Annotated in this window: 25 protein-coding genes and 1 other RNA gene; 5 read left to right on the forward strand and 21 right to left on the reverse strand. The window is 36.5% G+C overall.

Features of this window, described 5'->3' with window-relative positions; genetic code table 11:
* Positions 1–85 precede the first annotated feature (85 nt).
* A complete protein-coding gene (locus tag KTB61_RS09795) occupies positions 86–862 on the reverse strand; it encodes an HAD-IIB family hydrolase (RefSeq protein WP_216697395.1) in 777 nt (258 codons plus the stop codon).
* Between the two features lie 129 nt (positions 863–991).
* Here KTB61_RS09795 and KTB61_RS09800 point away from each other — a divergent pair, with 129 nt between their 5' ends.
* Genes KTB61_RS09800 through KTB61_RS09810 form a run of 3 tightly spaced genes read left to right on the forward strand, consistent with a single transcriptional unit; the run spans position 992 to position 2,880 of the window.
* On the forward strand, positions 992–1,363 hold the full coding sequence (locus KTB61_RS09800; protein WP_075758377.1) for a GntR family transcriptional regulator: 372 nt from the start codon (positions 992–994) through the stop codon (positions 1,361–1,363).
* A 3-nt stretch (positions 1,364–1,366) separates the two neighbouring features.
* Positions 1,367–2,218, forward strand: coding sequence for an ABC transporter ATP-binding protein (locus tag KTB61_RS09805; protein WP_075758376.1), 852 nt, complete (start codon positions 1,367–1,369; stop codon positions 2,216–2,218).
* A complete protein-coding gene (locus KTB61_RS09810; RefSeq protein WP_216697396.1) occupies positions 2,215–2,880 on the forward strand; it encodes an ABC-2 transporter permease in 666 nt (221 codons plus the stop codon). The genes KTB61_RS09805 and KTB61_RS09810 overlap by 4 nt, the downstream gene beginning before the upstream one ends.
* A 296-nt stretch (positions 2,881–3,176) precedes the next feature.
* Here the strand turns inward: KTB61_RS09810 and KTB61_RS13270 are convergent, their stop codons facing one another.
* From KTB61_RS13270 to gpmI, 12 genes are all read right to left on the reverse strand, one after another.
* Positions 3,177–4,058 (reverse strand): LD-carboxypeptidase, encoded by an 882-nt coding sequence (locus KTB61_RS13270; protein WP_287725295.1) that lies wholly within the window; start codon positions 4,056–4,058, stop codon positions 3,177–3,179.
* A gap of 58 nt (positions 4,059–4,116) precedes the next feature.
* A complete protein-coding gene (locus KTB61_RS09820; RefSeq protein WP_216697397.1) occupies positions 4,117–4,656 on the reverse strand; it encodes a histidine phosphatase family protein in 540 nt (179 codons plus the stop codon).
* Positions 4,657–4,909: 253 nt separating this feature from the next.
* Entirely contained in the window at positions 4,910–5,935 is a 1,026-nt protein-coding gene (locus KTB61_RS09825; RefSeq protein WP_216697398.1) for an NAD(P)H-dependent amine dehydrogenase family protein, read from the reverse strand.
* Between the two features lie 96 nt (positions 5,936–6,031).
* Positions 6,032–6,313, reverse strand: a complete 282-nt coding sequence (locus tag KTB61_RS09830; protein WP_216697399.1) for a hypothetical protein — start codon at positions 6,311–6,313, stop codon at positions 6,032–6,034.
* Between the two features lie 245 nt (positions 6,314–6,558).
* Positions 6,559–7,128, reverse strand: coding sequence for a MerR family transcriptional regulator (locus KTB61_RS09835; protein WP_230973712.1), 570 nt, complete (start codon positions 7,126–7,128; stop codon positions 6,559–6,561).
* Positions 7,129–7,196: 68 nt separating this feature from the next.
* Positions 7,197–7,541: a transfer-messenger RNA gene (gene ssrA / locus KTB61_RS09840) on the reverse strand.
* Between the two features lie 96 nt (positions 7,542–7,637).
* Positions 7,638–8,108, reverse strand: a complete 471-nt coding sequence (gene smpB, locus KTB61_RS09845; RefSeq protein ID WP_075758372.1) for an SsrA-binding protein SmpB — start codon at positions 8,106–8,108, stop codon at positions 7,638–7,640.
* On the reverse strand, positions 8,071–10,239 hold the full coding sequence (gene rnr, locus KTB61_RS09850; protein WP_216697400.1) for a ribonuclease R: 2,169 nt from the start codon (positions 10,237–10,239) through the stop codon (positions 8,071–8,073). Before rnr ends, smpB begins: the two co-directional genes overlap by 38 nt.
* 89 nt (positions 10,240–10,328) lie before the next feature.
* A complete protein-coding gene (gene secG, locus KTB61_RS09855) occupies positions 10,329–10,565 on the reverse strand; it encodes a preprotein translocase subunit SecG (protein ID WP_192846084.1) in 237 nt (78 codons plus the stop codon).
* A 90-nt stretch (positions 10,566–10,655) separates the two neighbouring features.
* Positions 10,656–11,966 carry a phosphopyruvate hydratase gene (eno, locus tag KTB61_RS09860; RefSeq protein WP_216697401.1) on the reverse strand — a complete coding sequence of 437 codons (1,311 nt, stop codon included), beginning with the start codon at positions 11,964–11,966 and terminating at the stop codon, positions 10,656–10,658.
* A 153-nt stretch (positions 11,967–12,119) separates the two neighbouring features.
* Entirely contained in the window at positions 12,120–12,425 is a 306-nt protein-coding gene (locus KTB61_RS09865) for a hypothetical protein (RefSeq protein ID WP_075758369.1), read from the reverse strand.
* Positions 12,426–12,524: 99 nt separating this feature from the next.
* Positions 12,525–14,066, reverse strand: coding sequence for a 2,3-bisphosphoglycerate-independent phosphoglycerate mutase (gene gpmI, locus KTB61_RS09870; RefSeq protein WP_075758368.1), 1,542 nt, complete (start codon positions 14,064–14,066; stop codon positions 12,525–12,527).
* A 189-nt stretch (positions 14,067–14,255) separates the two neighbouring features.
* Between gpmI and KTB61_RS09875 the strand changes: the two genes are divergently transcribed.
* A complete protein-coding gene (locus KTB61_RS09875; RefSeq protein WP_075758367.1) occupies positions 14,256–15,179 on the forward strand; it encodes an alpha/beta fold hydrolase in 924 nt (307 codons plus the stop codon).
* 121 nt (positions 15,180–15,300) lie between these two features.
* Positions 15,301–15,942, forward strand: coding sequence for a helix-turn-helix transcriptional regulator (locus KTB61_RS09880; RefSeq protein ID WP_075758366.1), 642 nt, complete (start codon positions 15,301–15,303; stop codon positions 15,940–15,942).
* Between the two features lie 117 nt (positions 15,943–16,059).
* Here the strand turns inward: KTB61_RS09880 and KTB61_RS09885 are convergent, their stop codons facing one another.
* The 8 genes from KTB61_RS09885 to KTB61_RS09920 all read right to left on the reverse strand — a co-directional run bounded on the left by KTB61_RS09885 (position 16,060) and on the right by KTB61_RS09920 (position 23,951).
* Entirely contained in the window at positions 16,060–16,428 is a 369-nt protein-coding gene (locus tag KTB61_RS09885; RefSeq protein ID WP_075758365.1) for a RidA family protein, read from the reverse strand.
* A 93-nt stretch (positions 16,429–16,521) separates the two neighbouring features.
* Positions 16,522–17,925, reverse strand: coding sequence for an FAD-binding oxidoreductase (locus KTB61_RS09890; RefSeq protein ID WP_075758364.1), 1,404 nt, complete (start codon positions 17,923–17,925; stop codon positions 16,522–16,524).
* Positions 17,926–17,928: 3 nt separating this feature from the next.
* Positions 17,929–19,122, reverse strand: a complete 1,194-nt coding sequence (locus tag KTB61_RS09895) for an electron transfer flavoprotein subunit alpha (protein ID WP_075758363.1) — start codon at positions 19,120–19,122, stop codon at positions 17,929–17,931.
* A gap of 16 nt (positions 19,123–19,138) precedes the next feature.
* Positions 19,139–19,927: an electron transfer flavoprotein subunit beta/FixA family protein gene (locus KTB61_RS09900; RefSeq protein ID WP_075758362.1), complete on the reverse strand. Its 789-nt coding sequence runs from the start codon at positions 19,925–19,927 to the stop codon at positions 19,139–19,141.
* Positions 19,928–20,149: 222 nt separating this feature from the next.
* Positions 20,150–20,857 (reverse strand): FadR/GntR family transcriptional regulator, encoded by a 708-nt coding sequence (locus KTB61_RS09905; protein ID WP_230973713.1) that lies wholly within the window; start codon positions 20,855–20,857, stop codon positions 20,150–20,152.
* A gap of 12 nt (positions 20,858–20,869) precedes the next feature.
* Positions 20,870–21,559, reverse strand: coding sequence for a hypothetical protein (locus tag KTB61_RS09910; protein WP_216697402.1), 690 nt, complete (start codon positions 21,557–21,559; stop codon positions 20,870–20,872).
* Positions 21,560–21,909: 350 nt separating this feature from the next.
* Positions 21,910–22,656, reverse strand: coding sequence for a triose-phosphate isomerase (gene tpiA, locus KTB61_RS09915; protein WP_075758359.1), 747 nt, complete (start codon positions 22,654–22,656; stop codon positions 21,910–21,912).
* Positions 22,657–22,745: 89 nt separating this feature from the next.
* Positions 22,746–23,951: a phosphoglycerate kinase gene (locus tag KTB61_RS09920; protein ID WP_075758358.1), complete on the reverse strand. Its 1,206-nt coding sequence runs from the start codon at positions 23,949–23,951 to the stop codon at positions 22,746–22,748.
* Positions 23,952–24,116 lie beyond the last annotated feature (165 nt).

The following is a 24,116-nucleotide window of genomic DNA, read 5'->3' on the forward strand; positions in this document are numbered from 1 at the left end:
ACTGTCTCCTTCCACTTAATTTTCAATTCTCATTCCATAATATAAAAAGCAGGAATAAAACTCAAGTTTTTCTGAAAAAATCATTTTATTCAATCCATCCAAAATGTCTGCATGCATTGTAGATTCCATCTTCCCATGCATTGGTGGTAATGTATGAAGCCTTTTCCTTTAGTTCATCCACCGCATTTCCCATGGCAATACTGATCCATTCATCTCTGAACATGCTCAAATCATTCCTATTATCTCCAAATACTACAACATTTTTGTAATCAGCACCGAAATAGTCCATCACAGCTTTTATTCCAACAGACTTATTACCAGGTTCAACAAAAAAATATTCTTTGTGAAATCTAAACCATGGCAAACCTTTTAAATTTTCCAGTTTTTCTTCTTCTCCTTCATTACATACAACATAAACCTTGAAAATTTTATCATAATCTCTTGGATTCAGATTTTTTTCTACAACCGTATCCATATATACATCTCTGGTCAATTCATAAAATCTATCATCCGGTGCCAGTCTCCTGGTTGTATTATCCGGCTGAAAAGCCCACACAAATCCTTTTTCTTCACATTCGTCAATCAGACGAATACACTTATCATAATCCAACGGCTTAATATCTATGATTTTATGATTAATGGTAATTCCATTTCCACCATCATGTACCATATTTTCAAAACCAAATTCTTTCAGATATCCTTCCGCCATAGCCTGGCTTCTCCCAGTTGCCAATGCTAGAAAATGTCCCTGTTCTTTCAGCTGATTCAACGCTATTTTGGCAGATTCAGGAATATACCCCTTTCCAGGCTCTCCTACTGCCAATGTCCCATCAATATCAAAAAAGAAATATTTTTTCTCCATTTTTTCACCACCTTCTCTCAATACTATAACTTAGAATTTTCTCATAATCAACTTTTTCTCCACAAACAGTATATAACAGTTGACAACAGTTATTCACTGTTATATACTGTTAATACAAGGAGGAGTAATATGAAACTGATAATCAACGGATCTTCCATGGTTCCAATTTACGAGCAGATCATGGATCAAATCAAAGCCATGATCCGAAACGGTGAACTGATAGAAAATGATGCGCTTCCTTCCGTTCGTTCTTTGTCAAAGGAATTAAAAATCAGTGCTCTAACTGTCAAAAAGGCCTATGACCATCTGGAACAGGAAGGTTTTACTGTAACCGTTCATGGAAAAGGTACCTATGTGGCTGCTACAAACAAAGAATTATTGCTGGAGGAACAACGAAAAGAAATTGAAAATGATTTGGAAATGGCCATCCAAAAAGGAAAACGATACGGATTAACAAAAGAAGAATTAACAGATTTGTTTTATCTCATTTTGGAGGATTAAGATATGTTAAAAATGAATCATGTAAATAAAAATTATTCAAAATTCCATCTAGATTGCACACTCCAGGTTAAACCTGGATATATTACAGGATTAATCGGACAAAATGGTTCTGGAAAAACAACATCATTTAAAGCTTCCCTGGGACTTATTCCCATTGATAGCGGATCTATTTCTATATTAGGGAAAAATATTGATGATTTTTCCGCAAAAGACCGGGAGCAGCTGGGAGTAGTATTATCTGATTCCGGGTTCAGTAATTATTTATCAATTTATGATTTAATTCCTATTTTAAGTAACCTGTACAGCAGATTCGATAAAGACTTCTTTCTAACAGAGTGCTCTCATTTTTCTCTTCCATTAAAAAAGAAAATCAAAGATTTTTCTACTGGAATGAAAGCTAAACTAAAAGTCATCATAGCCTTGTCCCATCATGCATCTTTACTGATATTAGATGAACCAACGGCGGGGCTGGATGTCATCGCCCGTGATGAAATACTGAATCTTCTTCGTGTCTTTATGGAAGAGAATGAAGAAAACGGGATTCTTATCAGCTCTCATATATCCTCTGATCTGGAGGGACTTTGTGATGATCTCTATATGATTCATGAAGGTAATATTATTTTTCATGAAGACACCGATAAATTGTTAAGTGAATATGCTGTTTTAAAAGTTTCTAAAGAAAAACTGCATCAGATAGATCAGCAATATATACTAAAAATACAAAAAGAAGCTTTTGGTTATTGCTGCCTGACAAACGAAAAACAGTATTATCTGGACAATTATCCGGATATTATCATCGAGAATGGAACCATTGACGAATTAATGATGATTATGATACGAGGTGAAGAATTATGAAAGGCTTATTAATCAAAGATATAAAATTATTGAAGAATCAGAAAAGTTTCTTATATATTTTAGCTATTATTGCTATAATATTTTCATTTTTACCTGGTGAAGGGCCTTCCTTTGCTGTGGGATATTTCACTTTTATCAGCGGATTCCTGGCGCTTTCTACTATCAGTTATGATGACCTTGACCATGGTTTTTCATTTTTATTCACTTTACCTGTCAGCAGAAAAATATATATCCAGGAAAAATATATATTGGGAGCAGGATTCTCCTTCCTGATCTGGCTGGTTTTCACAACTTTATATTTTGCTTTATCACTTCAAAGAAACTCTTTGCTAAATATAACAGAATTCTGGCTATCTCATATTATCTTATACATTCTGCTACTTTTGATATTATCCATTTTCATTCCTGTACACTTAAAATTTGGAAATGAACGTGCCAGGGTTGCATTGATGATTTTTTTCGGATTGGTTTTTGCCTCTTCATTTGTTATTTCATCTGTTTCATCAAAAGAAGAATTAAACGCTTCATTTAATCAATTCATCAACTCATTTTCTTCCTTGATGTTTCCTGCTTTAATTATGATTCTTTTCCTTGTATCTGCTGCTGTTTTGTGCATCTCAGCCATAATCAGTACACATATTATAAATCATAAAGAATTATAAAAGTTATCCTGGTGTGTATTAAAACCTTTTCTGTTGAAATAAAAAACTTCTTTCCAGAAAAAACATTTTTCTGGAAAGAAGTTTTTATTATTCTGCTTCATCTACATCATAGAAAAAAATATTACAACTAAAAACATTGTAACTATAGAAAGCACCTTAATTGTATTTCCATAGTATTCTTCATCAAACTCTGTGTCACCTAAACTATGATTCATATATATCCCTCTTTTCTAGTACTCTTTTGTTGTCTTTAATATATCATATGAATTTATAGTTCTTTTATGATTTTCGTTATATTATTGTAAAAACAGGTTTCTGCTAATCAATACTTCCCGGCCAATGACTACCGCTTTGGAATCTGTTCCATGACCAATCTGATCTGTTTTAAAAACCGGTGTACTTTCCTTTACATAATCTAAAACGATTTTTATCATATCAGGCTTACATTTTTCCTGTTCCATTTGTGTAAATGTACCGAGAACCAGTCCGCTTATTTTTTCAAATACTCCTAGCATCTTCAGATGGCTAAGATAGGTAATCATCTGCGGAACCTTGCCGCTTCTTGCTTCCAGCAGCAATACTTTATCTTTCATATCCGGAAAAAATTCCGTTCCTGCTAATTTAAGAAAACAGCGAATATTGCCACCCACTAAAATCCCCTGCATTTTTTCCCCTTGAACAAACTGCCCTCTCACTGAAAACAGATCCGATTTATTATACAAAAAACTTTGTGAAAATTCTTCCTTTTGCTTCTTTCCATAATCATATATCAAATTTCTTATCTGATATAAAACAGATTCTTTTCCAGTTTTAGTATAAATTGCATTAATAATTGTTGTCAGATCACTATATCCCCAAAAAGTTGCTTTGCTGTCCTTAATTTTTTCAAAATCCAGATACGGCAGAAGCTCATTTGCCAAATCTCCACCAGAAATATCAAAAATATCTTCTATCTTTTTATCACAAAAGAATTCCATCAGATTTTCCGCTTTTTCTTTTCCTGTTCCACTAATCCCCTGCTGTTTTTCAAAAATATACTTACTGGTTTTTGTGCAAATACCAAGTTTTTTTAATGTATCTCTTAATAATTGTATTTCTAATGTTTTTTCCACTGATAAACCGTTGGAGCATGCAACAAGTGTCGTATTTCTCTTATTTTCTCTATTAATAGATCTCACCTGCTTTCTTATATCTATGAAACTATCTGAATATGAAATCCTTGTTTTTCATACTCTCCTAAAAATCATATCTTACAATAGCACAGTTCTTTACTCCAAAAGCTGCATACTCTTCATTTGTCATATCAGTAAAATAAGACTGTACTACACGTGCAATACCATTATGAGCCACCAGAATATAAGTTTTTTCGTCAGATTCCGCCTTGATATCATCCAGCAGATTGTATATTCTCTGTGCCAGACGCAAAGTAGATTCACCACCTTCATGACTGCAGGCAAAAAACTCTTTGGCCTTTTTGAAATCTTCACCATCTCTTGGGGTAGACTCCCATTTTCCAAAGTTCTGCTCGATCAGCCTTGGTTCCATATGTGCCGGTATTCCTGTAATCTCAGAAATATGCTTTGCAGTATCTGCTGCCCGAACCAGAGGAGAATGCAAAATCTCATCCGCTGTAATTCCCTCCTTTAAGATTTTCTTTCCTGTCTCTATGGCCTGCTGATGACCAAACTCTGTCAGAGCAATATCTGTTGCTCCACAGATCTTATTTTCCACATTCCACACAGTCTGACCGTGTCGTACAAAATACAAATGTCCCATGTAAATCTCCTAATAAATTAATACCTTTGAATTGTCTTTATTCATCATTAAAAAATGCTTAAACTCATTCTTTGATTAAAGATAGCGCATTTAAACCTTTTTTTCAAGTATTTACTGTCCGGCTCTTTCCTAATGAAAGAATAAAGTCTTTCTATAAAATAATAAAAAGAATCTGCTCATTTATATATGAACAGACTCTTCTAAGTTTATGTCTTAATGTTAAACATAGTTTTTCTATCTTTTATCTTGTTGTTTACAGATAAAATTCCATTGGAGAAGTTGGATACTCGATTTCATCCAGCTGATCCATCGTAACCAATCCTGCAGGTGCACGAAGTACGGATGGAATTCTATTTACAATCGTAGCACAGGTGTGCTCAACTGTTGCAGGTTTTACAACATGAAACTCTGTATCCGGTTCACCTGTGATTTTCCAGTCACACATATCCCCATCTTCTGGTCCGTAAACTTTACCAATACAGCTTGTCTCGATTACAGAACCCTGGAATGTTTCTGTTGTCACAACAGCAGCCATACCAATACAGTTTCCTTTTGGAATCGTTGCATTCATTGTAGATGAGAAAAGATCTGTATCATGGAAGTACGGTATACACTTCTGGGTCTGACTCTTAATCGTCCATCCCATCTTAGATGCAAGTGCTTCATTGGAATTCCATACATAAGAAGGCTCTATCTCCTCTGGGTGTGCAATCTGCTTCTCAAATTCATCCGCTGTAAGTCCTACACCATGTGCTTTTGCAAGTGCTAGTCCATAATCTTCTACATTATAACTTACAGCCCCCTGAATCTTCTGGATCTTATGGCAACCGCCTGCGACCATTCCTACCATATTTACCCAAAAGATATCTTCCATTCCGCTTCCTACAAAAGTACATCCATTTTTCTTTGCTGTCACATCAAGAATGTTGGCTCTTACCGCATCTGTTGTCCAACAGTAAGTTGCTTCCTCACATGTTGTGATGACACTGATTCCTCTGCTCAGGCATTTCATATAATGAGGAAAACAGTCACTTACGAGACTGAACAACGTAACAACTGCAATATCTGCGTCACAATTATCAAGCACTTCATCCGCATTGTCACTGATCAGAATACCTGTTTTTATGCCAAGTCCCGCATAATCACCAACATCCATTCCCACGATTGCCGGATTGCTGTCAATGGCACCGACTATCTGACATCCTGTCTCATACAAATATCTGAGTGTATATTTGCTCATTTTTCCACAGCCGTACTGAACTACCTTAATTTTACTCATAACCACACTCTCCTTTTCTGAAAACTGTTTGTTATTTTTTTATCCAACTTCAGTGTACAGTCTCAAGTCAGACGAGAGTCAATAAGTTTTTCATTTTTATTTATCCATTTTCACAGGCACCTGAAGGCGCAGATACATAGAACGTTTTCCGCTGTCAAAAATATGCATTTCCATAATTTCTTCACAGATGTAATCTCCGCATATCTCATAATCATTCTTTCTGCAATAATCCAGCAACGCCGTTGCAGATGTACATTCCTGATCAAAGTCTTCTATATAAATACAGGCATACATGCCGTTTTCTATCTTCTGTGTACAGTCTTGCAACGGAAAATTATCATCCACAAAAATAAAAATCTTATCAGAAAAAAATTTCATATTCTTAAAATTTTCCTTGGACATGATCGGTCCGGCGTTGCAATAATAAACGGGAGGAATTTTGTATTCTAACAGTTTATTTTTCAGTTGCTTTAGGATAAGTTCATACATGTCTATATCAGATGAGGGATGACTCCCGCCTCTGTAGGCGGTGAGCAACAATTATGTATCAGTGGCGGGTTTCAATCCCCATCTGATATACGCTCCGCGAGGATGCGCAGGAATTCGGATTGGAAGTATGTCTGCTATGCAGACCCGAATTCCGCGCCAAGACTCGCGAGCGAGTCTTGAATGTAATCATAGAAATTCATATCCACATCCATGGCATAAATAATCCGTTCCGGTATATATTCCAACGTGATTGTTCCGCTTTTAGGAGATTTCTTATATCTTTTAATATTAGACATGGTACGATTGATTGCTTCCATCTTATACTGCAGCTCCTTCTGCTGCTGTATTGTCTGCACTTTCTTCCATTGCAGTATTTTTTCAATCTGATCAATATCTTTCTGATCCAGCACTTCTTTAATCTCTTTCAGTTCCATACCCAGTTCTTTCATGTACTGAATCATATCCAGTCGTGCATTCTGTTTGATATCATAATACCTGTAATGAGTCTTCTCATCTACATAGCATGGCTTTAACAGCCCCATTGAATCATATAGTCTAAGCGTTGGAACTGTTGTACGGTTCAACTTCGCCATTTCACCAATCCCGATATATTTCAGCTTTTTTTCACCCATATCACTCATATAATTTTCTTTACACTTTCTCCATAATAACTCTAATGTTACATTAGAGTTATTATAACACATTTTTCTTTTTTGTTGCAGTACAAGAAAAACACAAAAAATAAAAGACCCACGTAAAAACGTGAGTCTGATAATGGACCAGGCGGGAATCGAACCCGCGTCCAAAAACCTTTCCACATGAGGCTCTCCCATTACAGTCTGTCTTTTTACATTCCCTCCACAGTGCTCCGACAGACAGGATCACTGCTTTAGTAGCTTCATAAATACTTCATCTGCCGCAAAGCTTAGGCAAATGAGGGTCCTACATTATTTGAAGCCAGGACTCACAGACTGTAGGTGATCCGGAGCTGACTGCTGCAAACTAGGCAGCGTACGCTAATTTATTATCTGCGTTTATATTTAAGTTTGTACCGTAAGGTGGTCCCTCCCAATGGCTCCTCAAGCTTCTAGATCCCTGTCGAAACCAGTACTGGCCCAGAAATAAAGAAACTTTTACCGAGACTGAATTTTTATATCCAGTCTCGGATTCTTATTATATATCTTGAATAAACTCCTGTCAAGCAACAGCCGGTTTAACCAAAATTACGTACTTTAAAATCTCTTTGTGCTTCACGAAGCTGATCCCTTTTTGATATATCCTGTCGCTTATCATATAATTTCTTTCCACGACAAAGACCTACTTCAACTTTTACCAGACTTCCTTTAAAATATACTTTCAATGGAATCAGTGTGTATCCCTTTTGTTTCATCTGTCCTACCATTTTGGATATTTCAGAATGGTGTAGAAGAAGCTTACGCACTCTAAGGGGATCCTTATTAAAAATATTTCCCTTTTCATAAGGACTGATATGCATCTGGTGGATGTATGCTTCCCCTTTTTCAATACCAATAAAAGCTTCCTTTATGCTGCAATGCCCCATACGTAAAGATTTCACTTCTGTTCCATGCAGTACAATTCCTGCTTCAAAAGCATCTTCCACAAAATAATCATGTCTTGCCTTTTTATTATTTGCAATTAGTTTTGTCCCACTGGTTTTGGCCATTTTCCTCATCCTCCACTAATTCAAAATCAATATTTTTAAGGAGCATATCTACTCCCTTGACTTTAATTGTTACATGCTGACCCAGTTTAAATTCTTTTCCTGTTCTTTCCCCAATCATAGAATAGGTAGCTTCATTATAATAGTAATAATCTCCAGGAAGTGTAGATACATGAACCATTCCTTCTACCGTATCAGGCAGTTCCACATAAATACCCCATCCTGTGACTCCGGAAATAACACCTTTGTGTATTTCCCCGATGCGATTTTTCATATATTCTGCTTTTTTCAATTTCTCCACTTCACGTTCTACTTCATCTGCACGACGTTCCGTTTTGGATGTCTGTTCTGCCACCTTAGGTAAAATTCCTTCATAATGAGCATATCGTTTGCCTGTAAAATCGCCATGAAGATTTTCCTTTATAATACGATGAATCTGAAGGTCCGGATATCGACGGATCGGAGAAGTAAAATGGCAGTAGTATCTGGTTGAAAGTCCAAAGTGCAACGAACACTGTACGGTATATTTTGCCTGTTTCATGGATCTGAGGGTCAGCCTGCTGATTAACGGCTCCTCTGGAGTTCCTTCAATCTTTGTTAATAATTTCTGTACTTCCATTGGATGAAGCTCTTCACGGTTAATTTTAAGGTATATTCCGAAATTTTGCAGAAATGCCTGCAATCTGTCTATTTTTTCTCCATCAGGAATATCATGGGTACGATATAAAAACGGAATCTCTCTCCAATAAAAATCTTCCGCTACAGTTTCATTAGCACACAGCATAAAATCTTCAATGATTTTTGTTGCTGCATTACGTACTTGTGGAAAAATATCAATCGGTCGTCCATTTTCATTTAAGATGATTTTAGATTCAGGAAAGTCAAAATCAATACTTCCTCTTTCATGTCTTCGTTCTCTTAAAATATCAGAAAGTTCTTTCATCAATTCAAACATGTCCACAAAATCTTTATAACGTTTTCGCTCCTGCTCATCTCCATCTAAAATTGCAGCCACGCTGGTATAAGTCATTCTTTCATCAACATTGATCAATGTCTCAGCAATCTGATGATCTATCACTTTTCCCTTTGAATCAATCTCCATAATACAGCTTAATGCCAGCCGGTCACATCCTGCATTTAATGAACAGATTCCATTGGATAACTGATAAGGCAGCATAGGTATCACTCTGTCTACAAGATACACACTGGTTCCCCGTTTTAACGCTTCTTTATCTAACGGAGAATATTCTGTAACATACTCAGAAACATCGGCTATGTGCACTCCAAGAAGATAATGATCTCCTTTTTTTGTCAATGTAATAGCGTCATCCAGATCTTTTGCATCTTCCCCATCTATAGTAACTGTTGGCCAGCCACGAATATCCATTCTATCTTTATAATCAGCTGCATGAACCTCATCAGGAATCTGCTTCACCTGCCTTTGCACATCCTCATCAAATTCTGTGGGAATACCATATGCTTTCACAATGGATAAAATATCAACTCTTGGATCATTTTTATGCCCAAGCACTTCAATAATTTTCCCCTCAGGACTATGTCTCTCATCTCCATAATCTGTAATTTCCACAAGAACCTTAAATCCATTGGTAAGATTTTTGCATTCTTCTTTGGAAATAAAAATATCACTGTCGAATCGCTGATTATCCGGTATAACAAAACCAAAATTCTGATTTTTCTGAAGAGTTCCAACAATAGTCGTTATTCCCCGTTCTAAAATCTTGACGATTTTTCCTTCTTTTCTGCGTCCGGTCTTTGGCAGATCATTTAGCACTTCCATCAGAACCTTGTCATCATGAAAAGCACCATTCATATTCTTCTCATGTATATAAAAATCTTCTTTCATGCCTTCCACTGTTACAAACCCAAAACCATTCTGTGTACAGGTAAAAGTCCCTTCCAGGATTTCCTTTGAAATCGGTTTATATTTTCCTCGTTTTGTAACCTCAATACTTCCTTCTTCTACCAGTTCTTTCAGGATACTGACAAATTCTTCTCTGTCATCCGGATCAACCTGCATCAGATATCCGATTTCTTTTTGTTTCATCGGTTTATAATGTTTATCGTAGATTAATGCCTTTATTCTCTTTTTTCTTTCAAATCTCTTATCTGTCATCTTATTTCTCCCATATCAGGAAATTTAACGTTATTTCCCACAGAATAATAAAGCACCTCTTAAACAAGTTTAAGAAGTGCTCAAATTTCTTAAATAAATCTGGAACATAAAATAGCTGCTGTTACAAAGAAAATAACTGTAAAAAATGTTGTTAATTTAATTAATGTTCCTTCCTTAGAACGTCCTTTGTTTTTGCTCCAGTATGTCCCGGAATCTGCTGCTCCTGTTAAAGAACCCAGCCCGGCTTCTTTCCCTTCTTGCATTAGTACTAATATAATTAATAAAATTGATGCTATGATAAAAATAACGGTTAATGCTGTTTTCACAATATGCCTCCTAATAATCTTCTATTCACTGTGAATTATTCTAACATAGAAGTAAATAAGATGCAAGAAAAACTCCCGTTTTACAAAAATCTAACATAGTCCATATCTTCTGCTGCTTCCCAACTGTTCCTCTATCCTCAGAAGCTGATTATATTTTGCTGTCCTGTCTGAACGACATGGTGCACCGGTTTTTATTAGTCCGCTGTTTACCGCAACTGCAATATCCGCAATGGTAGTATCTTCTGTTTCTCCAGACCGATGAGATATGATGGTTCTGTACCCTGCATTTTTTGCCACTTCCACCGCATCCAGAGTTTCTGTCAGTGTTCCTATCTGATTTGGTTTTATAAGAATACTGTTTGCAATTTCTTCCTGAATTCCATCTCTCAACCTGCCTACATTAGTAACAAACAAATCATCCCCCACCAGAAGAATCTTTTCACCTAGCCGATATGTCAATACTTTCCAACCAGGCATATCTTCTTCATTCAGGCCATCCTCAATGGAGAAAATAGGATATTGTTCCACCAGTTTTTCATAGTATTGTACCATTTCCTCTGAATTTCTCCTGATTTCTTTTCCTGCCATTTTACTTTCACCAGCAAAAAAATACACATCTTCATCTTCATCATAAATTTCAGATGCTGCACAATCCAATGCAATGGCCACCTCTTCTTTTGGTTTATAACCTGCTGTCTCAATGGCGTTTACCAGCAATTCCAAAGCCTGCTCGGAGCTTTCCAGATTTGGAGCAAATCCTCCTTCATCTCCTACACCTGTACTTAAATTATTTGATTTTAAAATGCCTTTTAGATTATGATATATTTCTGTTCCCATCATCAAAGCATCTTTAAAAGAATCCGCTCCTACCGGTGCAATCATAAATTCCTGAAAATCCACGGTATTGTCCGCGTGTTTCCCTCCATTTAAAATATTCATCATAGGAACAGGAAGTTTACACGCAAAGCTTCCGCCCAGATACTGATAAAATGGGATCCCAAGTCCACTGGCCGCTGCTTTGGCTGTAGCCAGTGAAGCCCCCAGAATAGCATTGGCACCAAATCTTTCCTTATTGGGTGTACCATCTGCTTCCAGCATGATTTCATCAATTTCAATCTGATTTAAAGCATTTTTTCCAATCAAACGATCTGCAATCCTGTGATTTACATGATTCACTGCCGTTTCTACTCCAAATCCTCCATAACGTTTTTCTCTGTCGCGAAGTTCCAGTGCCTCAAATTTTCCTGTAGATGCACCAGATGGCACAATGGCTCTTCCTCTGGCTCCCCCTTCCAGTACCACCTCAACTTCAACCGTTGGATTGCCTCTGGAATCCAGCACTTCTCTGCCAATTACATTTTCAATACACAAACGATATTTCAACAAAATCACATCCTTCATCAATAATACTGCTATTATTTCCAAGAATATGAGATGCTATACAAAAAAGAACATCTACGGTATTTTCTTAGATATTACAAGACAAAAAAACTACTGCAGATAATTTTTCTTTATCTGCAGTAGTTTTTATACTATTTCATATGACAGGCAATATCAGGACAACTCCATAGATTGATTTCTCTCCAATGCTGCAAGGCATAGTTCATACATATCATCTTCACCTTCTAGCATTGGAGAATTTTCTCCTCCTCCATTAGTACTTCTCCTCATGGTGGCATAAAATTCTTCTCCTGCATTGATCAGTTCCATAGGATAAATCTCATAACCATTTTCCCTGCAAATCTTACAGAAAGCAACTATGGGTTCCTTGTCATCCTTTGTTGCTAGCAAAGCGCTTTTTAACTTTTCATCATGTAGCGCTTTTTCCTGCAGTTCCTCTAACATTTCATATACATCCATAGTGGTACCTCCTTTATTAAAATGTTTGTATTCATAATACAAAGCAACAAAAGCGTCCGTGTTATCACACAGACGCCTTTGTCTTTCAAAATGATTTTATTATTTTACTAACAGAGATGTTCCTGTCATATCTTCTGGTTTTTCCATTCCCATCATTTCAATTAATGTAGGTACGATATCAGCAAGGCATCCACCTTCTCTTAATTTCACACCTTCATCATAATTTACAAGAATAAATGGTACTGGATTTGTTGTATGTGCTGTAAATGGAGCTCCTGTTTCATAATCTACCAGCTGCTCTGCATTTCCATGGTCAGCACAGATAAACATCTGTCCATCTACTTCTTTAATTGCTTCTACAGCGTTTCCAACACATGTATCAACTGCTTCTACAGCTTTAATTGCTGCTTCTTCAATTCCTGTATGTCCAACCATATCACTGTTTGCAAAGTTAACAATGATAACATCATATTTATCAGATTTGATTGCCTCTACCAGTTTTTCTCCAACTTCAGGAGCACTCATCTCAGGCTGAAGATCATAAGTTGCTACTGCAGGTGATTTTACCAGGATTCTTTCTTCGTTTTCATTTGGTTCTTCTACACCACCATTGAAGAAGAATGTTACATGAGCATATTTTTCTGTCTCTGCCAGACGAAGCTGTTTCAATCCGTTCTTGGCAAGGAACTCACCAAATGTATTCTTGATTTCCACTTTATGGAATGCAACTAATTTGTTAGGAATTGTTACATCATATTCTGTAAAGCATACAAATGTTGTTTTAAAATATCCATTTGGACGTTCAAAGCTATCAAACTTGTCATCACAGATTGAACGGGTGATTTCTCTCGCACGGTCTGGTCTGAAGTTATAGAATATTACAGAATCATTTTCTTTTAAGGTTGCCACTGGAGCACCATCTTCCATAATAACAGTTGGTACAACAAATTCGTCTGTTACATCTTCTTTATATGATGCTGCGATTGCTTCTACACCATCTTCTGCTGTATTACCCTGTCCCATAACAATGGCATTGTATGCTTTCTGCACACGATCCCAGCGGTTGTCACGGTCCATTGCATAATAACGTCCGGAAACAGATGCAATCTTACCTACACCGATTTCTTTCATTTTAGCAACTAATTCTTCAGCATAACCTTTTCCAGATGTAGGTGCTGTGTCACGACCATCCAGGAACAGATGAACATATACTTTGTCCAGTCCGTTTCTCTTAGCCATTTCAAGAACTCCATACAGATGTGTATTGTGACTGTGTACTCCACCGTCTGATAATAATCCGAAACAATGTAATGCAGAATCATTCTTCTTGCAGTTTTCCATAGCTTCTAATAATGCTTCATTGTCAAAGAATGTTCCATCTTCAATTTCTTTTGTGATTCTTGTAAGTTCCTGATACACGATACGTCCTGCACCCATATTCAAGTGACCTACTTCAGAGTTACCCATCTGTCCTTCTGGAAGTCCTACAGCCATACCTGAGGCATTTCCTGGAACAAACGGATATTCTTTCATTAATTTATCCATAACAGGAGTTTTTGCTTCTGCAACTGCATTGGCTTCCTGTTTGTCATTTAATCCATATCCATCTAAAATCATAAGAACGGTTGGTTTTTTACTCATCTTTATCTCCTTTATCTTAATTAATTATCCTTTTATAGTCCGTTAATATTATAACGATTTTTTTCAATGAATTCAATATATTATTTAAAAGAACTCTTCTCCTTTTGTAGATATTACAATATCATTGCGTTATAATAAATATATAATTATGTTCGGTTTAATTTCATACAGAATTAGGAGGTGCTTTTTATGTTACATGAAGTAAGTTTTCAGTCCTTTAATGAACGTGATATGGTACAGGGATGGATTTATGTACCTGCTGCAAACCCTAAGGGAATTGTCCAGATCATCCATGGCTTCGGTGAACATTCCAGAAGATATCTTCACATGATCGTTAAATTCATGGATGCAGGCTATATCGTAGCTGCTGATGACCATGTAGGACATGGTAAAACCGCTATGATGAATGATACCTGGGGTGACTGGGGTGATAAAGGTTTCCATACCATGATGGAGGATGAGCATACTTTAAAAGAAATTGTGTGTCAAAAATATCCTGATCTTCCTTATTTCCTGTTTGGTCACAGCATGGGATCTTTCATTACCAGAGATTATGCGGCAAAATATGGTCATGACCTGACTGGTATTACCATATGTGGAACCACAGGAATTTTCCGCGGAGCTTCAGAAGCTTCCAAAGAACTGGAAAAGGCAGTTGCGGAAGGGAAAGGAAAGGAATCTAATCCTGAATACACAGTTTCTTTAATGGGATGGATGTGCGAGCGTTGTGGTGAAATATCCATCGGAAATGAATGGATCTGTGCAGATCCTTATGTTCAGAAAGACCATGCTCAAGATCCTTTTGATGCCTTTACAAAGCCAACCACAAACCAGTCTATGCTTTATTTTACCCAAATGATGGAAGCTATCAGGGGAACCCAGTGGGCTCAGAAAATCCCGACCTCTCTTCCTATTTATAATATTGGTGGTGATCAGGATCCTGTCGGCGAATATGCAGAGGGAATTTATCAGGTTACCAATTGGCTCTGCAGCACAGGACACACAGTAAAAACTAAAGTTTATTCCGGATACCGTCATGAAATTCATAATTATAATGACATCAAAGACGATGTTGAATCCGGTATTATTGATTTTATGGATAATCTTATATAAAAATGATAGTGCTTTTTTGTTCAAAAAGATTTTTTCCACCTAATTTTTTTTATTGATTTTCCAGACTATTCTGCTATTATAAATTTAAAAAGACAATGAAACTAAATCAGGAGGTATTGATATGGCTGATTTTCAATTAAATATATTAAAACAAATAGCTGCCGGTCTAGCCGCCCAATTTGGAAGTAATTGCGAAGTTATCATTCAGGATATTGCTCATAACTCTTCAGAATGTTCTATTGTACACATTGAAAATGGACACGTCAGCGGAAAGAAAATTGGTGACGAATCATCTGGTATCGTTTTAAATAATATACGTCATATGAATAATCTTCCAACGGATCATTTAGCCTATTTAACAAAGACTGATACTGGCAGAATACTTAAATCCAGTACCATCTATATAAAAGATGATACCGAAAAACCACGCTACATTTTTTCTATTAATTTTGATATTACCAATCTTCTTGCTTTAGAAAAAAGTATCCATTCTCTTACCGAGTGCAATACTGATTCAAGAAGAAAAAATTATGCTCCGAAAAATACTCATAATGTTAATGAACTTCTTGATGAATTAATTGAACAATCTGTAGCATTGGTTGGAATACCAGTCCCATTAATGACAAAAAATGATAAAATCAAAGCAATCCATTTTCTAAATGATGCAGGTGCTTTTCTCATTACGAAATCTGGAGACAAGGTAGCAAAATATTTTGGAATCTCAAAATACACCCTTTACAGTTATGTAGACATTAATAAATAAGCATTTGTCTGTAAATACTACAATGAAAAACCGCTTCTGATCTGTTTTGAGGAGTCGCTTCACCCTCATTACAGTCAAAAGCGGTTTTTGATAATTAAGAATTTTATCCAATCCAGACTATTTTACTGCGATAACTTCAATCTCACAAAGAACGCCTTTTGGTAAATCCTTTACTGCAACACAGCTTCTTGCCGGTTTAGATACAAAATATTTTGCATATACTTCATTGAATGCGGTAAAATCAGCAATATCTGCCAAGAAACATGTGGTCTTAACCACTTTATCATAACCGCTTCCTGCTGCTTCAATGATAGCTCCTGCATTCTTACAGCTCTGCTCTGTCTGAGCTTCAATTCCTTCTGGAATCTCACCAGTTTCAGGATTTACAGGAATCTGTCCGGAAGCAAAAATAATTCCATTTACTTCGTATCCCTGTGAATATGGTCCAATGGCTCCTGGTGCTTTATCTGTACTGATTATGTTCATTTTGACTCCTCGCTTTCTACAAATTTTACTCTGTTTGTCCATTATACTATATCCACTTTATTATAACAATTACTTAATTATTAAAGTTCAACACTATGCCTGAAATACTTTATGAGGATTCAAAATATTTTTTGGATCAAATGCCTTTTTAATTCCATTCATTAATTCAATTGTTTCAGGATTCAGAGACTCTTGTAAATATGGTTTCTTTGCAAAACCAATTCCATGCTCTCCTGATACCTTTCCTCCAAGTTCTTTTGCCTTCCGATATATTTTCTCCATGGCAATTCCCATACGTTTTTCAAATTCCTCCTGGCTTAAATCATCTCTCAGAATATAAGAATGAAGGTTTCCATCTCCTGCATGACCAAAACTTTTAATTCGGATATCTACTTCTGTATGCAGATTATGAAGATAATCTACCATTTCATTCACCTTGTTTCTCGGAACAACCATGTCTACTTCATCCATATAGGTAGTTGACCCTTTAATTGCTTCCAGAAATGCTCCTCTGGCCTTCCAGATGGATTCTTCTCTTTCTTCCGTATCAGAAATCAGAACATCCAGTGCACCCTGTTCCAGACAAAGTTTTGCTACTTTATCATATGCTGCCTCAATCTCTTCTGTTGAATTTCCATCAAACTTTAGCAGAAGATATGCATCCGACTGGGAATCAGGAAATTTTTTCCCAAGATACTCTTCTGCATCAATAATGACTTCCCTTTGCATAAATTCAATGGCCGTTGGTATTGCTTTTGATTTAATTATTAGCGGCACTGTATCAATTGCCTGCTTAAGAGTAGGAAAAGGTATCAATAAACTAATTGCCTTTTTCGGCAGAGGGAGCAATTTTAATATAGCTTTTGTAATGAATCCAAGGGTTCCTTCTGAACCTATCATCAGATCTTTCAGTGAATATCCAGAACTGTTTTTTACGACCTTACCTCCAAATTCAACAATATTTCCATTTGGAAGTACCACTTCCAGTCCACGTACATAATCTCTGGTGACTCCATATTTTACTGCACGCATTCCTCCTGCGTTGGTGCTGATATTTCCACCAATGGTTGCAGATTTTTCCCCTGGATCTGGCGGATAAAATAAATCATGTTCTTCAACGAAGGCTGATAATTCCATAAGCAGAACACCCGGTTCAACCGTGATCGTCAGATTTTCCTCGTCCAGCTCCAGAATATGGTTCATCAGACTGGAATCCAGCATAATACCATGTTCCATAGCAACAGAAGAACCAACAAGACCTGTTCCTGCACCTCTTGGCGTTACCGGAATATTGTTTTCATAAGCATATTTCATAATTTCTGATATTTCCTGAGAAGATAATACTTTTACAACTACATCAGGATAACTCTTGGTACCACTTAGTTCGTCATGGCTATATTCTTCATTGATATTTTCCCCAAATAATATTCTCTCAGAATCCTTTACAATATTTTGAATTGCTTCCAGATCCGCTTTATCAAATTTCTTATAATCCATATCCTATGCCCCTTTCGCTGCTTTCACTTTTTCAATGAGCTTTGGTATGATTTCGTAAAGATCTCCTACCAGACAATAATGTGCCGTTTTGAAAATTGGTGCTTTTTCATCAGAATCTATGGAAATGATACAATCAGAATGATTCATTCCTGCAACAAACTGAATTGCACCAGATACACCACATGTAATAATTAATTTAGGACGAACCGTTCTTCCGCTTAATCCAACCTGGCGTTTTGCATCCACCCATCCGGCTTCTACCAATGGTCTTGTACATGCCAGCTGACCCTTCATAAGATCCGCCAGCTCCTGAATCATTGCAAGATCTTCTTCTTTTTTTACTCCTCGTCCGGCAACAACAAGTACATCTGCTGATTCAATAAACTGCTCCTGTTCTTTCAATACAATATCAAGTACCTCCACATTGGATTTCAGTTTCTCTTCATCGATCTCACATGAAATAATCTCTCCACTTGTCTCTTCCATACGCTCTGGTGCATTCATAACTTTATAACGCACTGTTGCCATTTGTGGACGGTTATTTGGTGTCAGAATATGTGCCATAATATTTCCGCCAAAAGCCGGACGAATCTGAGAAAGATCTGTATTTTTATCCATTTCAAGAATAGTACAATCTGCTGTCAGTCCTGTCTTCATTCTTGCCGCAACTCTTGGAGCAAGCTGTCTTCCCACCGTTGTTGCACCTGTTAAAATGGCAGATGGTTTCTGTTTTTCAATAAAATCCTCAAATACCGCTGTATATGGTTCAATCTTAAACCGATCCAGTTGAGGATTATCATATACAAAAACTTTATCAACTCCATAGTGAAGTAATTCTTCCGCTTTTTCTTTTATTTTACTTCCCATAAAAAGAGCATAAACCGGATGTTTAATGACCGCCGCCAATTCTCTTGCCTTTCCAATTAATTCATATGTAACTGGATGAATTTCTCCGTCAACATGATCCACATATACAGCAATTCCATTCCATTGACTTTTATCAATGGTTTTCTTTTCTTTTTCTTCTACATACTCTACAGCACCTGCCGGACCTTTTTTTACACACAGTCTGCACATTTTACATGCAGCATTGATACTGACTTTCCCATCCTTTTCTTCCATAGCTCCGAAAGGACAGATTGTTGTTAACTCTTTAGGATCTTTTATTTTTTCCTGATGAATGATTAATTTTGCCATCGCTTTCTCCCCCTTTTTAAATAAATTTTAATTCTGAGATCATATGAAATAATTTATCTGCAATTACGTCGCTATTCTCATTCCATACTTCTCTATGATCATTTGTCTCTGGTGGGAAAATGCGTTTTACCTGAGTTGGTGAACCGTTCAAACCATAATGAGTCTCATCTGTGTCTTCCATATCATCCAAAGAATAAACTTCTATTTCCCTATCTTTTGTCTCTGTTTTTTTCACATAAGATGGAAGTCTTGGCTGGAAGATATCTTTATCCACTGACAATAGACATGGATAAGAAACTTTTGCAATTTCCAGCTCATTTGGAAGATCCATCTCAATGGTAATTCCATTGGAATCGATGTCTTTTATTTTTTTAACATTTGAAACACTTGGTATATTCAGCCATTCTGAAACCTCGGATCCAACCTGAGCCGTATCTCCATCTGTTGTCTGCTTTCCACATAGGATCAAATCAAATGTTCCCATTTTCCGAATACCCTGTGCCAGAGTATAACTGGTTGCCAGCACATCAGCTCCGCCAAATCTACGATCAGATAGCAACGCCCCTTTATCTGCTCCCATAGCAAAAGCTTCACGAATAACTGCCATTGCCTGTGGCGGTCCCATACTAATTACACTGATTGTTCCTCCGGTCTTCTCCCGAATCTGTAATGCAGTCTCCAATGCATACAGATCATATGGATTCATTTTAGAATCTGCTCCGTTTCTTAATAGCACCCCCGTTACCGGGTCTACTTCTACTTTGTTGGAAGCCGGTACTTGCTTGATGCATACTAAAATATCCATAATATTCCCTCCTGTTTAAACACTTTTTCACATTTCTCTATATTGGTAGTACCAATTTTAATGGTAAAAAATAAAGATGTCTCCGCGCATCTGATTTTAATTTTTATATTGGTAGTACCAATTTCTGTGTTTTATTATAGTCAATATTACTATTTTTGTCTAGTATCTTCTTATAATTTTGTTAAAATTAAACAAAGGATATGTTGATTTACTCACATATCCTTACAATTCTTTGTTAATAATTTTATTAATCATATCAAAGTGACGTATCATTGCCTTCTGTCCATTAACTAAATCTCTTTTCATAAGACATTCCACCATTTCTTTATGTGCTTCCTGCAACATACCCTTACGCCTTTCGGTTCTTAAAATTTCACGACGCATATCTTTGATAAACACATCCATAACCTTTGATAACGCATTTAAAATATGCAAAATTAATATATTTCCTGAGGCCTTTGCAATTGCATAATGAATTTTTTTATCCAGCATTGTTTTTTCATCAACATCTTTACTCTGGTCCAGTTTTAAAACATATTCCTTCATCCTCATAATTTCTTCATCTTCTGCATTCTTTATGGCAAGTGCATAGGCCTGCATCTCCAGACCAATACGAAGCTGATTAACCTGTTCATAATCCAGCTCATTTAACCTGAACATCATAGACATTGTATCTACCAGATAGGATTCAAAATCACAGGAGATATAATTTCCCGCACCATGTTTACTGGAAATAACACCAACAACACTAAGGATCTTTAATGCTTCACGAACAGAATTTCTACTGACACCCAGCTGTTCTGATAATTCTCTCTCTGGTGGGAGAGTTTCTCCAAGAACAAGCTCCTCATTCATGATCTTCTGTTTAATATGATCCATAACAATCTCATATGCTTTTTTCTCTTTTTCCATGATATCATTTCCCTTCATTTCTATATTTTTTTATTCTTCATGCAAATAACAGTACTCGCTTCCCATTTTCGCATCTCTATAACACCCCTCTTCTGCACATTGGGGAGGATTATTCATTCTAATGGTAATCCAAAACATAATAATTAAGAAAATTATAGCTGCAGGAAAACTGAAATACCATGGTTCCTTCTCTTCATCCTTTTTTTCCTTCCTGGCTTCCAAAACATAAGGCTTTTTTATTTTTAATAATTTCACGCCTAAATATCCCCATGCAGGAATGCAACATGCGGGCACAACATATAACATATGTAAAAGTTCCCATGTTATCTCTTCAATTATTATAGTTTTTATCAAGACATATGTAAATGCTAGAGCAAAAATCAGTGCTATGGTAAAATAATCCCTTCCTTCTGATTTTTCTCCAAAATATATATATCCTATTGTTGATAACATCCACACAAAATATATGAGAATCATGTATCTTGGACTGCTAAGCCATATAATAAGCAAGAGCATCAATGGAACAACTGCACACAATCCAATCACAAAACATATTAATGCACTATTATATATTCTAAGACCTAATGAGTCCCTTTGGGGTTTTACTGTTTCAGATATGATTTTTTCATCCGTTTCATATATATCTTCTATGACCTTTTTTTCTATCATATCATCCCATATATCTTTTTTTCCATCTCCATTCATATCAAAAAATGACATTTCTTTTTCTCCTCATTTCCCTTGATTATAAATCAATACGCTTCCCCTTTTATTTCATTTTATCATATCCTCAAATTAAATACATCCTTTACTTAAGATTCAAGACTCGCTCGCGAGTCTTGGCGCGGAATTCGGGTCTGCATAGCAGACATACTTCCAATCCGAATTCCTGCGCATCCTCGCGGAGCGTATATCAGATGGGGGGATTGAAACCTGCCACTGATACATAATTGTTGCTCACCGCCTACAGAGGCGGGAGTCATCCCTCATCTGATATAGAGTCATAAAAAGAAAATCCCGTAAATACGCGGATTAACGTATCTACGGGACCCATCATCAATTAATCAAAATTATTTATAATTTACAATTTTTCCAAAGTCTGGTTTTAATGATGCACCACCAACTAATCCTCCATCGATATCTGGCTGAGCAAATAATTCTGGAGCACTAGCTGCAGATACAGATCCACCATACTGAATGCGGATTGCTTCTGCTGTAGCTTCATCATATACTTCACCAATACAAGCACGGATTGCTGCACAAACTTCCTGAGCCTGTTCTGTAGTTGCAACTTTTCCAGTTCCAATAGCCCAAATTGGTTCATATGCAATGATAGCAGTTTTAGCCTGGTCAGCTGTAACTCCCTGGAATGCAATCTTAATCTGCTGACGTACAAAGTCAATTGTAACTCCCTGTTCTCTCTGAGCAAGAGTTTCACCACAGCAAACGATTGGTGTAATTCCATGTTCAAAAGCTTTTAATACTTTTTTGTTTACAGTTTCATCTGTTTCAGCAAAGTATTCTCTTCTTTCAGAATGTCCAAGAATAACATATTTAACACCTAAATCTGTTAACATGTTAGGAGCGATTTCTCCTGTATAAGCTCCACTTTCTTCAAAGTACATGTTTTCTGCACCGATAGAGATATTGCTTCCTTCTGCTGCTTCAATAGCTGCTGGAATGTCAATAGCTGGTACACAAAATACTACATCAGAAGTTTCACTTGCTACTAATGGTTTTAATTCTTCAATTAAAGCTTTTGCTTCACTTGGAGTTTTGTTCATTTTCCAGTTTCCTGCTACGATTGTTTTACGCATGAGACTTATCCTTCTTTCTTAAAATATTAATATTGTACTTTTATATGGTAATTGTATTTATTCTCATTAAATACTTAAATGCTAAATGACTATTTATCGTTTGCTGCTACTACACCTGGAAGGTCTTTTCCTTCTAAGAATTCAAGAGATGCTCCACCACCTGTTGAGATATGTGTCATCTTATCTCCAAATCCTAACTGGTTAACAGCAGCTGCAGAGTCTCCTCCACCAATAATTGTTGTTGCTTCTGTTTCTGCTAATGATTCTGCAACAGCAATAGTTCCTTTTGCAAGGATAGGGTTTTCAAATACACCCATTGGTCCATTCCATACAACTGTTTTTGCTGTTTTAACTGCTTCAGCAAATTTAGCAGCTGTTTCTGTTCCAATGTCAAGTCCCATCATGTCAGCTGGAATTTCATCAGATGGTACAACAGATACTTCGATTTCCGCATCAATTGGATTAGGGAATTCTTTTGCGATTGTTGTATCAACAGGCAGGAACAGGTTCTTTCCTAATTTTTCTGCCTTATCCATCATTTCTTTACAGTAGTCGATTTTTTCATCATCTACCAGAGAAGTTCCAACTTCATATCCTTTAGCCTTTAAGAATGTATAAGCCATTCCGCCACCAATAATTAATGTATCACATTTTTCAAGAAGGTTATCAATAACTTTTAATTTGTCTGCAACTTTAGCTCCACCTAAAATAGCAACCATAGGTCTTTCTGGATTATTAACTGCATTTCCTAAGAAATCAATTTCTTTCTGCATTAAGTATCCCACTACAGCAGTATCAACATATTCTGTAACACCAACGTTAGAACAGTGTGCTCTATGAGCTGTACCAAATGCGTCATTTACAAATACGTCACACAGACTTGCCAAATCTTTGCTAAATTCTTCACCGTTCTTTGTTTCTTCAGCTCTGTAACGAGTATTCTGAAGAAGAACTACTTCTCCGTCTTTCATTTCAGCAACAGCTGCTTTTGCATTTTCACCAACAACATTGTCATCAGCTGCAAATTTTACTTCCTGACCTAACAGTTCACTTAAACGTACTGCAACAGGTGCAAGAGATAATTCTGGTTTTGGTTCTCCTTTTGGTTTTCCTAAATGAGAGCAAAGAATTACTTTTCCACCATCAGCAATCAGTTTTTTGATTGTTGGAAGAGCTGCTACCAGACGGTTTTCATCTGTAATTACTCCGTCTTTTAAAGGTACGTTAAAATCACAACGCACTAAAACTTTCTTTCCTGCTACATTAATGTCATCTACAGATTTTTTATTTAACATGTTTCGTGTTTCCTCCTAAGATTTTCCTGGATTAGGTCAGAATTGCAACCTATATAAATATAAATATTTGCAATTCTGATTAAAAAAAAGAGGATCCGGTCCAAAAAGACCGGACCCTCGTTGAGTCTTATCACACTGTATTACTACAGGCATGTCCTCAAAAAT

Origin of the sequence: Anaerostipes faecalis, from assembly GCF_018982945.1 — a bacterium.
GTDB lineage: Bacteria > Bacillota > Clostridia > Lachnospirales > Lachnospiraceae > Anaerostipes > Anaerostipes faecalis.

Excerpts from the sequence above, each read along its gene's own strand:
- KTB61_RS09795 (WP_216697395.1), bottom strand. The coding sequence starts at position 862 with ATGGAGAAAAAATATTTCTTTTTTGATATTGATGGGACATTGGCAGTA.
- KTB61_RS09800 (WP_075758377.1), top strand. The coding sequence starts at position 992 with ATGAAACTGATAATCAACGGATCTTCCATGGTTCCAATTTACGAGCAG.
- KTB61_RS09805 (WP_075758376.1), top strand. The coding sequence starts at position 1,367 with ATGTTAAAAATGAATCATGTAAATAAAAATTATTCAAAATTCCATCTA.
- KTB61_RS09810 (WP_216697396.1), top strand. The coding sequence starts at position 2,215 with ATGAAAGGCTTATTAATCAAAGATATAAAATTATTGAAGAATCAGAAA.
- KTB61_RS09820 (WP_216697397.1), bottom strand. The coding sequence starts at position 4,656 with ATGGGACATTTGTATTTTGTACGACACGGTCAGACTGTGTGGAATGTG.
- KTB61_RS09825 (WP_216697398.1), bottom strand. The coding sequence starts at position 5,935 with ATGAGTAAAATTAAGGTAGTTCAGTACGGCTGTGGAAAAATGAGCAAA.
- KTB61_RS09830 (WP_216697399.1), bottom strand. The coding sequence starts at position 6,313 with ATGAAATTTTTTTCTGATAAGATTTTTATTTTTGTGGATGATAATTTT.
- KTB61_RS09835 (WP_230973712.1), bottom strand. The coding sequence starts at position 7,128 with ATGTGTTATAATAACTCTAATGTAACATTAGAGTTATTATGGAGAAAG.
- smpB (WP_075758372.1), bottom strand. The coding sequence starts at position 8,108 with ATGGCCAAAACCAGTGGGACAAAACTAATTGCAAATAATAAAAAGGCA.
- rnr (WP_216697400.1), bottom strand. The coding sequence starts at position 10,239 with ATGACAGATAAGAGATTTGAAAGAAAAAAGAGAATAAAGGCATTAATC.
- eno (WP_216697401.1), bottom strand. The coding sequence starts at position 11,966 with ATGAAGGATGTGATTTTGTTGAAATATCGTTTGTGTATTGAAAATGTA.
- KTB61_RS09865 (WP_075758369.1), bottom strand. The coding sequence starts at position 12,425 with ATGGATGTATATGAAATGTTAGAGGAACTGCAGGAAAAAGCGCTACAT.
- gpmI (WP_075758368.1), bottom strand. The coding sequence starts at position 14,066 with ATGAGTAAAAAACCAACCGTTCTTATGATTTTAGATGGATATGGATTA.
- KTB61_RS09875 (WP_075758367.1), top strand. The coding sequence starts at position 14,256 with ATGTTACATGAAGTAAGTTTTCAGTCCTTTAATGAACGTGATATGGTA.
- KTB61_RS09880 (WP_075758366.1), top strand. The coding sequence starts at position 15,301 with ATGGCTGATTTTCAATTAAATATATTAAAACAAATAGCTGCCGGTCTA.
- KTB61_RS09885 (WP_075758365.1), bottom strand. The coding sequence starts at position 16,428 with ATGAACATAATCAGTACAGATAAAGCACCAGGAGCCATTGGACCATAT.
- KTB61_RS09890 (WP_075758364.1), bottom strand. The coding sequence starts at position 17,925 with ATGGATTATAAGAAATTTGATAAAGCGGATCTGGAAGCAATTCAAAAT.
- KTB61_RS09895 (WP_075758363.1), bottom strand. The coding sequence starts at position 19,122 with ATGGCAAAATTAATCATTCATCAGGAAAAAATAAAAGATCCTAAAGAG.
- KTB61_RS09900 (WP_075758362.1), bottom strand. The coding sequence starts at position 19,927 with ATGGATATTTTAGTATGCATCAAGCAAGTACCGGCTTCCAACAAAGTA.
- KTB61_RS09905 (WP_230973713.1), bottom strand. The coding sequence starts at position 20,857 with ATGAAGGGAAATGATATCATGGAAAAAGAGAAAAAAGCATATGAGATT.
- KTB61_RS09910 (WP_216697402.1), bottom strand. The coding sequence starts at position 21,559 with ATGTCATTTTTTGATATGAATGGAGATGGAAAAAAAGATATATGGGAT.
- tpiA (WP_075758359.1), bottom strand. The coding sequence starts at position 22,656 with ATGCGTAAAACAATCGTAGCAGGAAACTGGAAAATGAACAAAACTCCA.
- KTB61_RS09920 (WP_075758358.1), bottom strand. The coding sequence starts at position 23,951 with ATGTTAAATAAAAAATCTGTAGATGACATTAATGTAGCAGGAAAGAAA.